The following is a 14,630-nucleotide window of genomic DNA, read 5'->3' as shown; positions in this document are numbered from 1 at the left end:
GGAGGATGTACATGGCAGTCACTAGAAAACGTCTCGGTGATTTACTTATAGAGTCCGGTTTATTGACAGACGAACAATTGATGAGCACGTTACAAGACAAGCCACGAGATCAGCGATTAGGCGATGCGTTATTGCAACGTGGATATATTACAGAGCAACAGCTAATTGAAGTATTGGAGTTCCAACTCGGAATTCCGCACGTCAATTTATTCAGATACCCGTTTGACCCGAAATTATTCAATATTGTCCCAAAAGGATTAGCTAAACAGAAGATGATCGTGCCATTAAAGAAAGACGGCGATAAATTATTCGTAGCGATGGCGGACCCAATGGATTACAACACAATAGAAGATTTGCGGTTATCGACTGGTTTTCATATTGAAACGGCTATCGCGTCAAAAGATGATATTACGCGAACGATCACTAGATATTATGATGATGAGTTATTTGATGATGTGTTGTTCGAGGAACCGGAGACGACAGAAGAACAGTTGCAACAGCAAGAAGATTTAGTAGATCAGGATTCACCTATCGTCCGTCTAGTCAATCAAATCATATCAAGCGCTGTAACGATGAAGGCGAGTGATATTCATATTGACCCGCAAGAACACCAAGTCGTCATCCGTTTCCGAATTGACGGGAAGTTGCAGACGGAGCGTGTGTTACCGAAGCATATGCAGGCAATGCTTCTCGCACGTATTAAAATCATGGGGAATTTGAATATTACCGAATCTCGTATTCCGCAAGATGGCCGTATTAAAGTAACGATTGATTTCCGACCGATTGACTTGCGGTTATCGACATTGCCTACTGTCTTTGGTGAGAAAATTGTTATGCGTATTTTAGACTTGAGCAGTTCATTAAATGATTTGTCCAAGCTTGGTTTTGGTACAACAAATTTAGAACGTTTTTTATCAGAAATTGAAAAGCCGAATGGCATTATTTTAATCTCAGGTCCAACAGGTTCAGGGAAATCTTCTACTTTATATGCGGCACTGAATCGTTTGAATAGTGAAGATGTCAATATCATTACGATTGAAGATCCGGTGGAATATCAATTGGAAGGGATCAATCAGATTCAAGTGAATTCCAACGTAGGATTGACATTCGCCGCTGGATTACGATCGATTTTACGACAAGACCCTGATGTCGTGATGGTAGGAGAAATTCGAGATAAAGAAACGGTGGAAATTGCGATTCGAGCTTCGTTAACGGGTCACTTAGTATTGAGTACAATCCACACGAATGACTCTGTCGCATCGATCTCCCGATTGCTTGACATGGGCGTAGAACCGTTCTTATTAACAGCTTCATTGAATGCGATTGTAGCGCAACGACTCATTAGAAGAGTGTGTCGAGACTGTGGAACGAGACAGCCGGCAACAGAACGGGAACAAGCTATTTTTACCAAGCGTGGAATGACGGTCGATGAAATTCACCGTGGATCGGGCTGCGCAGCATGTAATATGACGGGGTATCGTGGGCGTATCGCGATTCATGAAGTGCTCGTCATTAATGCAGAAATGCGAGATGCGATCAACAGAGACGCGGCACCTACTGTACTGCGAGAAATTGCGGAGAGAAGTAAAACGATTTTCCTTATAGACGATGGGTTGGAGAAAGTGAAACAGGGTATTACAACTACTGAAGAAGTGTTGCGAATCGCCTTGATTGAATAGGAGTGTATACAATGCCTGAACGGATTAATCAATTATTGACGGAAGCTTTCACTATTAAGGCATCTGATATTCATTTGACTGTAGGGGTGCCACCTATTTTTCGCGTGCATGGAGATTTAAAACGCTATGGAGAAACACCGCTCACTCCAGAAGAAACGGAAAGAATTGCACATCAAACGATACCTGGCAAAATGTTACCTGCTTTTAAAGAAGCGGGACAAATCGATTATTCCTATGAAATACCAGGTGTTTCACGTTTTCGTGTCAATGCGTTTCAACAACGTGGGGCGATTTCGTTGGCTTTCCGTACGATTCCGACAAAAATCCCAACAATCGATGAATTGAATATGCCGGCAACACTAATGAATTTAGCTAGTACAGCGCAAGGGTTAATTTTAGTAACGGGTCCGACGGGTTCGGGAAAATCCACGACGCTCGCTGCGATGATTCGGTATATGAATGAAACGATGAGGAAACATATTATTACATTGGAAGATCCGATTGAATATATGCATGAGCACGGATCTTCAATTATCGATCAGCGGGAAGTCGGCTTTGACACGCACTCGTTCGCAGCTGGTTTGCGCGCTTCTCTGCGACAAGATCCTGATGTCATTCTAGTCGGTGAAATGCGGGATTTGGAGACGATTTCTACAGCCATTACAGCAGCAGAAACCGGCCACTTAGTACTTGCGACACTGCATACATGGAGTGCGGCTTCGACGATTGATAGAATCATAGACGTCTTCCCTCATGGCCAGCAGTCGCAGATTCGCGTGCAGTTGTCCGGTGTATTAACTGCTGTTGTGTCTCAGCGTTTGTTTAAGACGATAGATGGATCAGGGCGGCGTGCTGCGACAGAAATTATGATTAACAATGCGGCGGTTTCCAATTTGATTCGATCGGAGAAAGTTCACCAAATTCCGAACGTCATTCAGACGAGCCGGGCGAGTGGAATGCATATGATGGATCATTCAGTGAAAAGTTTAATGGAGCAGCGGATTATATCCTATGAAGCGGCATTGCCGTTTTTGCAGGGAGATGAGTAACGATGGCGCGTTTTACGTATGAAGGACGGGATGCCAAGTCGATCCGTCGCGGAACTGTAATCGCAACGAATAAACGAGATGCGGCGATTAAGCTAAAAGGCCAAGGAATTCGTGTTGTGAGTATTGTGGAGCAACAAGAAACCGCGTTGACGAAAGAAATTACGATTGGGAATCCGGTCAAACGGGATCAATTGATCATGTTTTTACGGCAGTTCTCGACGCTGTTACAGGCGGGTGTCACGATTGTAGATGCTGTTCGAATTTTATCAGCGCAAGTAGAGCAAGCAGCGTTTCGCAAAATATTAACGTCGATTCAAGAAGACTTACGCACGGGAACACCGCTGTCGGTCGCTTTAGGAAAACATCCGAAAGTATTTGAACCGCTAATTCTGAATATGATTGGTGCCGGTGAAGTCTCAGGGACTGTAGATGAAGCGCTCGACCGCTTAGCAGATCACTTTGAAAAAGCGTACCGAACGAGACAGAAAGTACTATCAGCTATGGCGTATCCGATTGTAGTAGGGATTGTGGCGATTGGAGTTGTCATTTTCTTATTATGGTTTGTCGTCCCGATGTTCGTCGATATGTTTGATAGTATTGGCGGTCAATTGCCGTGGTTGACACGCATGGTTATGGCGGCCAGTGAATGGATTGAGAGTTACTGGTATTTGCTGTTTTTAATTATTTCAGCGATCGTCGTCGGATTTTTATTATTGCGCAGTAATCCGAAAGGGAAGTTTTTATTGGATACGATTGCGCTTCGTATGCCGATATTCGGTCCGATCGTGCAAAAAGCAGCTTTAGCGATGATGACACGTACATTAAGCTCGATGTTTTCTAGTTCTGTGCCGATTTTACAGTCGCTGACGATGACAGAACGAGTGATAGGGAATAAAGTCATAGGAAAAGTGATTGGGGAATCTAGGGAATCGATGGAACGAGGCGGATCATTGACTGAACCGATGCTAAATCATTGGGCATTTCCACCGTTAATTCCTCATATGATCGCAATTGGAGAAGAGACTGGTTCTTTAGACTCTATGTTGGCGAAAGTAGCAGACTTCTATGAAAAAGAAGTAGAAGCCGCGACGGATCGCTTAAAGGCGCTAATAGAACCATTAATGATTGTTTTCTTAGCGGCAATAGTTGGGACTATAGTTTTAGCAATTATGATGCCTATGTTCAGCATGTTTGAACAAATAGACAGTTTGTAACAGAAAATGCATATTTCTATGAAAATAAATAATATTTTTCAATTTAGTAGTGTTATTTTCCTAAGTGCTGTGATATACTATATTCATAGAGTACGAAAAACAAGAGGAGGAAAACAAATGAAAAAATTTCTACAAAAGAAGTTGAATCAAAAAGGTTTGACGCTTGTTGAGTTACTAGCAGTTATCGTTATTTTAGGGATTATCGCTGCGATTGCAGTACCAGCAATCGGAAACATTATTGAAAACACGAAGTACAACGCGGTGAAGGCCGATGCGTTGAATGCGTTGAACGCAGCTAATATGTACTTCACAGAAACTCCTAAAGAAAATTCTGTTACAATAGAAACTTTAGTTACTGGTGGTTATTTGGAAAATGCGGGAAAATTACCTCCTACTGGCACGGTAGCTAATGGTAATCCTAAGAAGATTTCTACAGCAGCAATTGATTTTGCAGGAGGAAAAACAGTAACATTTACCGGAGCTACAATTGATTCTATCAATGCAGATACTACAAAAGGTAGTGCTGTAACTGCACAAACCATCAACTAATAAAAATCTCCATAAAAGGCGGAAGGCGCTAGGAAAGTCGCCTTCCGCTTTTTTTCTATATAGTAAGGGAAGGGGCTGGTTACGGTATGAAGATCATAAAATCGCAAAAGGGACTCACGTTAATAGAGTTATTAGCTGTGCTCGTTATAATGGGGATCATCGCAGCTATTGCTGTTCCTGCGGTCGGGAAAATTATTGAAAACAATCGTCACAAAGCTACGAAAGGGGAAGCGTTAGTGATGTTGCGTGCTGCTCAATTGTATTTTGTGGAGACACCGGCTATTAACAGTGAAGGTAAGCAATACGGAAGAGAGTGGCAAGCTGCGTCCTTACCAGATTTAGTGAATCAAGGCTATATGGAAAGCAATGGCTATTTAAACGATACTGCCTTTGTTACGAATGTGACACCAGCAAAGATCTGCGCCTCTTCAGAAGGGAAAAGTAAAGTGACGTTCTATAATGCGACAGCTGAGGAAATCGCTAATAGCGGACATTCGATTCATGTTGGGAAGGAAGCTTGTGGTACACGCGAAGGGGTAGAAGGCCCATTTCTTGTTCCTCCTGCAGGCAATTAAATTCTAACCGATTTCATTACATGATAAATTATGTCACCGCTTACATGTGTTTATTTCCATCATCATCTAAAAAGGTAAATATCCCCTATGAATCTTTCCTTCCTTCTATCCTTTTGCTATACTTAAACATAACTAACGGATGCAACTATACCTACTGAGAATGTAGTATGTACCCGTTTGGAAGGAGTTCGTATTATGTCAATCGTTTCAACTATTCAACGTTCGCTTTCTAGTCTTTCTCTTCCGTCCATTTCGTTCGGACGTAAAAAGCGTATCCATTCATTGACGATTGATGACGATGCGATTCGCTATGTCCGTATCAAATCGCTCCATCCGATTGTTCTGGATGTCGCACGTGAAGCGGCTCTTCCGCCTCACGTCATTCACGAAGGCCGGATTGCGAATGAGGAGGCGCTGGAAGAAGCGCTGGATGAAGTCGTAAGAGACTGGAATTTAGTGAAACGCAATGTTGCTTTTCTCGCACCTGATGCATACGTCATCATACGTAGAGTGACCTATCCAGAATCAGTGGAGGTAGAAGACTTAAAAAGTCATTTCTTTATTGAAATCGGCTCGACGATCTATTTGCCGTTTGATGATCCGGTATTTGATGTCGTGCCTTACATAGCTACTACTAGTCAGCAGGAGGCGATTTTAATCGCTTCTAAAGAAAGTGTTATGCAGTCGTATGAATTCGCGCTGGAAGCAGTAAAGACGGAGCCTGTCGTCGCAGATATCGCCCCTCTATCGTTGTATCGTTTGGCGTATCATGAATATGAGTTCGAAGGTACAGAGCACATATTACTCGCTGACATCCGCGGACGCAGTTTGACGGTGTCGATTTTCAATAGCCATTATCCGTTATTCATCCGTTCGATGGAGCTTGAAGTCCCGCTCAGTATGACAACGGGCGAAGAACTGGAAGAAAAGCAAGTGGAACCGATGACTATTGTCGCGGAACTCGAGAAATTAGCAAACTTCTACCGATTTAATTTGGCGGAGGGGGATGCGGTCATTACTCATTTATTATGGAACGGTTCTTATGGCGAGACTGAAACGTTGCTTCAGCTCGTGCGCGAACGTTTGGCAATTGAAGCACTTCCTTTAGTGAAGGAACGGATTACTTGCGTGGACGGTACAGAAGTGACTGCAGATTTCCACCGGGTTATCGGCCTTGCGTTGAAGGAAGAGGTGTGACATGCAAAAGTTAGTCGATATTAATTTACTGCCGGAGAAAATCCGCGAGCGTAAAACATGGCTTTGGATTGTACTTGCTATTCTTTTAGCGGCGCTTCTCAGTTGGGTCATTCTGTATTGGATGACACAAAAGAATGAAGATGAAATTCAATTATTGAACCAGCAAACATATGATGTACAAAAGCAGCAAGAAGGCATTACATCACAGTTGCGACCTTCTGCATTTGGACAGGAGAAAGCAAGTTTAGCTGCGACTGTCGATTTTTTAGAAGACTATCAATACAAAACGCATCCATTGATCAAGGATCTTGTCAAAGCATTACCTGAACGTGGATTCTTTTTGGAATTGACATTCACAGCACCGAACGAAATGACGCTTCTTGTACAATTTGATGATTTAACAGAACCTGCTCATTATTTGACGCGTATCAAATCTTCTTCGCTAGTCATTGATGCGACGTTTGAGGAATTGGAAGCGAAAGAACAGCCGTTGCCTGATGAGAAAGTATCTACGAATGTTTTACCTCGCTATGAGGCGAAGTACTTTATTCAATTTGTAGATGAGCGCAATGTAACGCCGCAAGATGCGACGGTCGATCCGGATGCCATAGATCAGCCGGTAGAGCAGTCTTCGCCGCCAGCAGAAGAACCGCAACCTCCAATAGATATGAATACAGGGGAGGTGCGCTAATGGATAAGTATATATCGAAACGCCAACAGCAAATTGTACTCATTGCGCTAGCTGTTTTATTGTTTGGTGCAGTATTATATTATTCTATTTTCAGTTTGTATTTGCCGGTAAGAGATCGGCATGAACAATCAACGGCGCAATTGACGTCTGAACGTGATATTTTATTTGCTTTGCAAAGGCAGTTGGCGAATAAAGATGGAGACGAGACTGTTTCTTCGGGCCCGTTACAGAAGAAAGTACCTGTCATTCCGTTAGAAGATGCGCTATTGCTGCGGATAGACAAAGCGGAAGTGAAATCGGATACGCGGGTGCAAAACGTCAAGTTTAGTAAGAATGAGTTCGTTGCGGAAGAGTTGCCTGAAGAAGTGCAAAATCTGCAAACGGTGTTGATGGAAGTGGAGCTGGTCGCGGATACGTACGATCAAGTAGATAACTTCATTTATGAGATCGAAGAAATGTTGCGGATCATGAATGTCGAAACGATTCAGTTTAAAGGGTTGCCTGAAAAGACAGAAGCTGAATCCGAGCTTGGCGAGATGGAACTGGTCATTTCATTTAATGCGTTCTTCCGCCCCGATTTGGTGAATTTGCAAGATGAGGCGCCGAGAGTGGATGCCCCGGCGGCTGCGGGTAAAGACGATCCGACGACTATTAACAAAATGCGCGGCGATGAAACTGTGGAGTAAGGAGAGAGTCTATGGAATGGCTAATCGGTATATTTTTCTTCCTCTATGGTATTACGTTCGGGTCATTTTTTAATGTGGTCGGGTTGCGTGTGCCGTTGAAGGAATCTATTGTCACTCCGCCTTCGCACTGTACGACATGCGACCGTAATTTAACCGCGGTGGATTTAGTGCCGGTATTTTCTTATGTGTTTTTGCGAGGGAAATGCCGAGGATGCAAAGAGAAAATTAGTGCGATTTATCCGTTGATGGAGTTGCTGACGGGCATGTTGTTCTTTTATGCGTATATGCACTTCGGTTTTCAATGGGAACTCGCTGTAGCACTGTTATTCATTTCGATGCTCGTTATTTTAACTGTTTCTGATTTGAAATATATGCTTATCCCGAATAAAATTCTTCTGCCGTTTGGAGTAGCGATTTTCATTTTGCGTTTTGTCAGTCCATTGACGCCTTGGTGGGATAGTTTGCTTGGCGCGGTTGTTGGATTTGGCGTGTTGTTACTCATTGCGATCGTGTCGAATGGTGGGATGGGTGGCGGCGATATTAAGCTGTTTTTTGTGATCGGTTTAGTGCTAGGTACAATGCAGACGCTATTTACATTGTTTCTTGCTGCATTCATTGGTGCGATTGTCGGACTGATTTTCCTGAAACGGACGAAGCAAGGACGGAAGACGCCGGTGCCATTCGGTCCTTCCATTGCGGTCGCTGCTCTTATTTCATATTTTTATGGCAGTGAAATTGTCGGATGGTATACCGGTTTGTTTTATTAATGAAGAAAATGTTTATGGACAAGACGACACCAGTCTTGTCTTTTTTTGCGTCTTGTTTGGTAAAGTGAAGGAAAAAGTGGAGTGAGTGCAAATGCATTTTCGTAAACGGTATTCGAGAAATATTATTGTGCGTGCAATGGTGCAAGGAGTGGCGATTGGCTTAGCAGCGGTTTTTGTAATCGGACTGACCATTTTTACTACTGGAGAAAAAGGGGCGAATTCTACAAAAAAAGTAGCCACTTCAGGGCCGAATGCAGAAGAAGAGCAAGCGGCGGATGGAGAAGCAGTGACGATGTTCGTAAAGCAGTACGGCGTGTTTTCCGCGAAAGAGGCGGCGACTGATTTTGTTGCGACCGACCCTTCATTAGCTAAAACAGTGATTTTTCCAGTGAATGGACAGTTCTACGTTTGGGGAGCTACGTGGGTAAAGGAAAGTCACGTTGTGTTAAATGAAACAGAAGATGCGTTTAAGAAGAAAATCCGAGTCGTTGACGGCACTTGTAAGCAAGCAAATCGTGAAGAAGTGAAAAAAGCCTTGCTTGCAGACGATTTGTCCAAAATTGAATTGTCTGTCGGTGGAGGAGAGAAGAAAAAAGGGACGGATCTTCAGAAGAAAATGACCGCTATCACCGCATTCACAAAGGATTCTTCAATTGCTAGGCTGCATCTATTAGGGTATTATTCAAATGAAGATCCATGCTTCAAAATTCAATTTTGAGGCGATATTCGAGGAAGAATTGAATTTTGCTTCTTTTTCAAAAACAGTGTAATGACGTACACTATAGAAAAGGAGGTAGTATGTATGAAATTTTCTAGTATTCAACCGGTCGTTCTCGCTTCAAATTCACCAAGACGTAAAGAATTATTACAGCTCGCAGGTATAGAGTTTACAGTTGTACCGAGTGATGTGAAAGAAGATTTGCCGTTTACGCCACGTGAACCCGATCGTTATGCCATTCGTTTGTCGGAGCAAAAGGCGAAAGTGGTGTTCGATAAACATCCGCAGGCTATGGTGGTTGCGGCAGATACTATCGTAGTTAAAGGGAATCGGCAGTTTCCAAAGCCAGTCGATAATGAACAGGCCATTGAGTTTTTATTGGAACTTTCAGGGGAGACCCACCAAGTGATCACGGGTGTTACGGTGTTGATGGAAGGGCGAAAATTGCAGTTTGCTAGTCTATCGCAGGTGAAGTTCCGCGATTTGGATGTCGGTCTAGTACATGAGTATGTGCGCTCTGGGGATGCGGCAGACAAAGCGGGGGCGTATGGCATTCAAACGGATGGTATGTTATTTGTGGAAGCGATTGTCGGGGATTATCAAAATATTGTCGGTTTGCCGATTGGGCAATTAGTCGAATATCTTCGCGATGAGCAATGGTTGACATTAGAAGTAGGTGATGCGTAACATGCCGCTAGATTTAGAGCCTAAAATGATGATCCGTGATGTCCATATTGCAGATCGTCCCCGTGAGCGCTTGATTCGAGAAGGTGCCAGCAGTCTTTCCAATCAAGAACTGATGGCGATTTTATTGCGTACTGGCACGCGGGCAGAATCTGTGCTGGTCCTTGCTAATCGTGTGTTGTCCACATTGGATCGACTGGCTGATTTGAAGGAAATGACCGTTGAAGAGATGACGCAAATTAAAGGAATTGGGGAAGCGAAAGCGGTACAGATCCTTGCGTCAGCGGAACTGGGTAAGCGTTTGTACCGCGCCGCACCTGAAGACCGCTACAAAATTCGATCGCCTGAAGACGCTGCGAATTATTTAATGACAGATATGTCGTCATTGAATCAAGAACACTTCGTCGTGTTATTTTTAAATGTGAAAAATGAAGTATTACATAAGCAGACCATTTTTATTGGGAGCTTGAATTCTAGTATTGTGCATCCGCGCGAAGTATTCCGTGAGGCGTTTAAACGATCTGCTGCTTCCATGATTATTTCGCATAATCATCGTGCGACACGTTCGTAACTGAAAAGGTTGCGCACGCTGTCTGAAGGTCAATCGACCAAAAGAGAGTCGTGAACTCTTAACTCGATAGGTAGAATGATAGGGTAACGCCTTGAAATGCCTACTCTAATACTCCGACATGCGCTATTCAAATGTGTAAAAGAATGGGGTGTGAAGCTCGGTGAAGTCGGCTGAAAGTTGTCGTAGTGCTAGTTTATCTAGTAACCGAAACCTAACTAGAGGTAGTTAGTGCGACTGATAGGCCGGGAGTCGTGAAAAACTTAATAAGGTGAGAATGTGGTAAGACACTGACGAACTAGCGAACGAAATGTCTGTAAGTGCGTCTACTTAGAAATGGGTAGACTTGATGAAAATTCAAGTGCGTTCCGTGGGCGAGTACCTATGATGGTTTCGAAAGCTCCATGCATCGTTATAGGCGATGGAGAGGACGCCAGGCAAGAGCTAGCATCTAAGTTAAGACATGGATAGAGTTAAGGGAACGTGGAAAGCTATCAACATGGAGAGTACACACTTTATGAAGTGGTAGGAAGGAAAGGATTCGTCTATAACTTCCTTTTATGGTAGTGAGAGTAGAGGCATGAGCGTTGAAGTTTCTGTAATGGAAATGGAGCAACAGCCTCAAGTCGTTTAGTCAATCTGATTTCAACTCAATCACCTCAAGGATTCTCGTATGACTAAAAAGGTCACGGGCCAAGTTTGGAGCGTGATAGACCTTGAAAGAAAATTATAAGAAAATCCCTAGAATGAAAAATACAAGATTACGTCATGCAGAGTATTACGGCATGACAGAAACCTTCGATATGCTTTTTGCCAAGAGTAAAGAAAATCAAAAATTGACGAATCTAATGGCTACTATTACTTCAGATGATAATATCCTTCTCGCTTATCGCAATATTAAGCGGAATAATGGAAGTGCAACGGCTGGAGTAGACAAGATCACAATTCATGATATTGAAAAGCTAAGCACAAGTGAATTCATTGAAATTGTGAGAAAAAGATTCGCCCATTACAATCCTCGAAAAGTAAGGCGCGTGGAAATACCGAAACCGAACGGGAAAACTAGACCATTGGGAATCCCGTCCATGTGGGATCGTGTCGCGCAACAATGTATCTTACAAGTGTTAGAACCTATATGTGAAGCTAAGTTTTACAAACACAGTTTTGGTTTCAGAACAACCAAATCAGCGGAGCATGCAATTTCAGCATGTGCTGTTCGGATAAGCAGAAGTAAAATGCAGTACGTTGTGGATGTGGATATCAAAGGGTTCTTTGATGAAGTGAAACATTCGAAACTGATGCGACAAATATGGACAATGGGCATCCAAGACAAACAATTGCTTGTCATCCTTCGGAAAATGCTTAAAGCGCCTGTTGTTTTGCCGAATGGAAAAATCGTTTATCCGACAAAAGGAACGCCACAAGGTGGAATACTTTCACCCCTGTTAGCGAATATCAACCTCAACAAATTTGACTGGTGGATTGCGAATCAGTGGGAAAGTAAAAAGTGTCATTCATTCAATCAATGACCACCTTATTAAGAAAACTGGATTGTATAGCCATCAATATAGGTATAGAAAATTAAGAGAAACTTCTTCACTTAAAGAAATGTACATTGTTCGCTATGCAGATGACTTCAAAATCTTTACGACAACACGTTCCAATGCCGAAAAGATTTTTCTGGCAAGTAAAATGTGGCTAGAAGAGCGGTTAAGCCTGCCTATTTCAGAAGATAAATCCCGAATCACGAATCTTAAAAAGAATCGCAGTGAATTTTTAGGATTTGAACTGAAAATGGAACGCAAAGGCTATGACCGCCTTAAGCGTAAACGATATGTTTGTCAGTCCTATGTAGCGGAAAAAGCACGGAAGAGGATTAAGGAACAACTGAAAGAACAAATTAAACTCATGCAAAAAGCACCAAACGGAAACGACTTAATCAAGAATATCCGAATCTACAACAGTATGGTAATTGGCATCCATAACTACTATCAAATTGCGACACAAGTAAATGCAAATTTGATGCCGATTCAATACCAATTAACTCTTGTAGAGCGTCACCGATTAAAACAGTTTTCACTTCGTAAGCAAACCAATCACCCAATTAAAGACCAGGGGCTAAAACCTTATTTGAAGTCAAAAATGACAAGATATATAAATGGATACCCACTGATCCCAATCGGTTTTATAAAAACCAGAACAGCATTACTACCTAAAAATGGCGTCAATAAGTTTACTATTGAGGGTCGTGAACTGATGCATAAAGAACAAAAGTCAGTTCCAAACTGGCAAGTTCAATGGATTAGAAAACATCCTGTCAGTAACGAACGGGCATCGATAGAGTTTAATGATAATCGAATATCGCTGTTCATTGCGCAAAAGGGAAAATGTGCTGTATCGGGAGAAGAGTTAATTCTGACGGAAATGGATTGTCACCATAAACAATTATGGAGGCTGACAAAAGATGATAGGTATTCCAATCTGATATTGGTTACCAGAGATATTCATCGACTGATTCATGCCACAGAAATGGACACAATCCGCATGTATCTTGAACATTTGAATTTTAATGGGGAGCAGATGAAAAAGCTTAATAAACTTCGGTTATTAATTGGTAACGAAGAACTGTAATACTAGGGAAATCGAATAATAAAACAAGATTGAGGAAAATGAAATAGTTGATGAACGATGGAATGCCGTGTGCGATGAAAGTTGCATGCACGGTGTGGAGCAGGGGAAAAGGTAGAGATTACTTCAAAGCCTTACCTATTGCTATCAAGTGGCGATACGACGCCTTCAAAGGAAGACATTGAAGTAACGAAGCGTCTGATTGATGCGGGGCAGATTATGGGAGTGGACGTGCTGGATCATATTATTATCGGAGATCAAAAATTTATTAGTTTGAAGGATAAAGGGTACATTTGAAGCGTGAACGCTATTTGATGTAGAACAAGCAAGGAGAATGAGTTTATTTTCCTTGCTTGTTTTTTGTAGTTTTATAGGGGAGAGTTCTATGATCGCGTGGGGTGAATCTATGAGCGGAAGAGTGTGTACTATGATCGCGCGGTGTGAATCTAGGGGAGTTTAGGGGAATTCGGTGTCTTTTTTGATGTTTTTTGAATTATGGTGAGGCGATACTGTAAATTTAGTTACCTTTCCGTTATAATGTGGTGTATGCTTTTAAGAAGGCCGATGACGGTTATGTAGAAAGGGAGAATACAATTGTTTGGGTTCAGAAACAGAAATGTAGGGATTGACCTGGGGACTGCAAATACCTTGGTTTTCATTAAGGATCAGGGCATTGTACTCAGAGAACCTTCCGTAGTCGCAAAAAATACTACGACAAATGAAATCATCGCTGTCGGTGAAGAGGCTCGCTCCATGATTGGCCGTACACCGAGCTCAATCGTAGCGATTCGTCCTATGAGAGATGGAGTCATTGCTGATTTCGACACGACAACGGCTATGATCTCTCATTATTTAAAAGAAGCTCTAAAAGCGGCGGGTAGTTCGTGGAGAAAGCCGAATGTGATGATTTGTGTTCCGTATGGCATCACTTCTGTAGAACGACGTGCAGTGATTGATGCAGCGCGCCATGCAGGGGCGAAGGAAGCGTATACGATTGAGGAACCTTTTGCAGCTGCGATCGGGGCAGATTTACCTGTTTGGGAACCAACCGGCAGTATGGTCGTCGATATAGGTGGCGGTACGACAGAAGTCGCTATTATTTCACTTGGTGGGATTGTAACGAGTACTTCGATTCGTGTCGGTGGTGATTCGATGGATGATGCGATCGTGGACTACGTTCGTAAAACGTATCATATGCTAGTAGGGGAAAGAACAGCGGAAGCGATTAAGTTTGAAATTGGATCTGCATTTGATTTGGAAAAGACAGAAAAGATGGATATTCACGGTCGTGATTTGTTGACTGGTTTGCCTAAAACAATGGAAATCACTTCTCAAGAGATTGTCATTGCATTAAAAGAACCGGTGGCGGCGATCATTGAAGGTATGCGCTCGACGCTTGAAAAGACACCGCCTGAACTAGCATCAGATGTAATGGATCGCGGTTTGGTCTTGACGGGTGGCGGATCGTTATTGCGTAATTTGGACAAAGCGATTTCAGAAGAGACGAAAATGCCTGTCTTTATTGCTGAACATCCACTAGACTGTGTAGTCATTGGTACTGGTAAAGCATTGGAAAACATAAGTCTTATTCGAAAGATTCAAACACAATAATTGGAGGAGATGTA

12 protein-coding genes and 3 pseudogenes are annotated in these 14,630 nt (G+C 42.7%); all 15 read left to right on the top strand.

Annotated elements, in window-relative coordinates:
* The first annotated feature begins 11 nt into the window (after positions 1 to 11).
* A complete protein-coding gene (locus tag DV702_RS05930; RefSeq protein WP_114923928.1) occupies positions 12 to 1,679 on the top strand; it encodes a GspE/PulE family protein in 1,668 nt (555 codons plus the stop codon).
* Positions 1,680 to 1,690: 11 nt separating this feature from the next.
* Complete coding sequence (locus DV702_RS05925; RefSeq protein ID WP_114923927.1) at positions 1,691 to 2,728, top strand: type IV pilus twitching motility protein PilT; 1,038 nt, start codon at positions 1,691 to 1,693, stop codon at positions 2,726 to 2,728.
* Positions 2,729 to 2,730: 2 nt separating this feature from the next.
* A complete protein-coding gene (locus tag DV702_RS05920; RefSeq protein ID WP_114923926.1) occupies positions 2,731 to 3,942 on the top strand; it encodes a type II secretion system F family protein in 1,212 nt (403 codons plus the stop codon).
* Positions 3,943 to 4,059: 117 nt separating this feature from the next.
* Positions 4,060 to 4,491, top strand: a complete 432-nt coding sequence (locus DV702_RS05915) for a prepilin-type N-terminal cleavage/methylation domain-containing protein (protein ID WP_114923925.1) — start codon at positions 4,060 to 4,062, stop codon at positions 4,489 to 4,491.
* 86 nt (positions 4,492 to 4,577) lie between these two features.
* Entirely contained in the window at positions 4,578 to 5,066 is a 489-nt protein-coding gene (locus DV702_RS05910; protein ID WP_114923924.1) for a type II secretion system protein, read from the top strand.
* A gap of 195 nt (positions 5,067 to 5,261) precedes the next feature.
* Positions 5,262 to 6,263 (top strand): type IV pilus biogenesis protein PilM, encoded by a 1,002-nt coding sequence (gene pilM / locus DV702_RS05905; RefSeq protein ID WP_114923923.1) that lies wholly within the window; start codon positions 5,262 to 5,264, stop codon positions 6,261 to 6,263.
* A gap of 1 nt (position 6,264) precedes the next feature.
* Complete coding sequence (locus DV702_RS05900; RefSeq protein ID WP_114923922.1) at positions 6,265 to 6,954, top strand: hypothetical protein; 690 nt, start codon at positions 6,265 to 6,267, stop codon at positions 6,952 to 6,954.
* The gene (locus tag DV702_RS05895) at positions 6,954 to 7,640 is read left to right on the top strand and encodes a pilus assembly protein PilO (protein WP_114923921.1); all 687 of its coding nucleotides are present in this window, start codon (positions 6,954 to 6,956) and stop codon (positions 7,638 to 7,640) included. The genes DV702_RS05900 and DV702_RS05895 overlap by 1 nt, the downstream gene beginning before the upstream one ends.
* An 11-nt stretch (positions 7,641 to 7,651) precedes the next feature.
* On the top strand, positions 7,652 to 8,407 hold the full coding sequence (locus DV702_RS05890) for a prepilin peptidase (RefSeq protein WP_114923920.1): 756 nt from the start codon (positions 7,652 to 7,654) through the stop codon (positions 8,405 to 8,407).
* Between the two features lie 91 nt (positions 8,408 to 8,498).
* Entirely contained in the window at positions 8,499 to 9,125 is a 627-nt protein-coding gene (locus tag DV702_RS05885; RefSeq protein WP_114923919.1) for a hypothetical protein, read from the top strand.
* 84 nt (positions 9,126 to 9,209) lie between these two features.
* Positions 9,210 to 9,812 carry a Maf family protein gene (locus DV702_RS05880; RefSeq protein ID WP_162805733.1) on the top strand — a complete coding sequence of 201 codons (603 nt, stop codon included), beginning with the start codon at positions 9,210 to 9,212 and terminating at the stop codon, positions 9,810 to 9,812.
* A 1-nt stretch (position 9,813) separates the two neighbouring features.
* Positions 9,814 to 10,362, top strand: a pseudogene (radC, locus tag DV702_RS05875) (DNA repair protein RadC); the annotation flags it as partial.
* Between the two features lie 761 nt (positions 10,363 to 11,123).
* Positions 11,124 to 13,008: pseudogene (ltrA, locus tag DV702_RS17325) on the top strand (group II intron reverse transcriptase/maturase).
* A gap of 147 nt (positions 13,009 to 13,155) precedes the next feature.
* Positions 13,156 to 13,302: pseudogene (locus tag DV702_RS05860) on the top strand (JAB domain-containing protein); the annotation flags it as partial.
* Positions 13,303 to 13,599: 297 nt separating this feature from the next.
* Complete coding sequence (locus DV702_RS05855) at positions 13,600 to 14,616, top strand: rod shape-determining protein (RefSeq protein WP_114923916.1); 1,017 nt, start codon at positions 13,600 to 13,602, stop codon at positions 14,614 to 14,616.
* Positions 14,617 to 14,630: the final 14 nt, after the last annotated feature.

Source organism: Sporosarcina sp. PTS2304, assembly GCF_003351785.1.
Taxonomy (GTDB): domain Bacteria; phylum Bacillota; class Bacilli; order Bacillales_A; family Planococcaceae; genus Sporosarcina.
The sequence above is the reverse complement of the archived record's forward strand: the minus strand, read 5'-3'. Positions and strand labels throughout refer to the sequence as shown.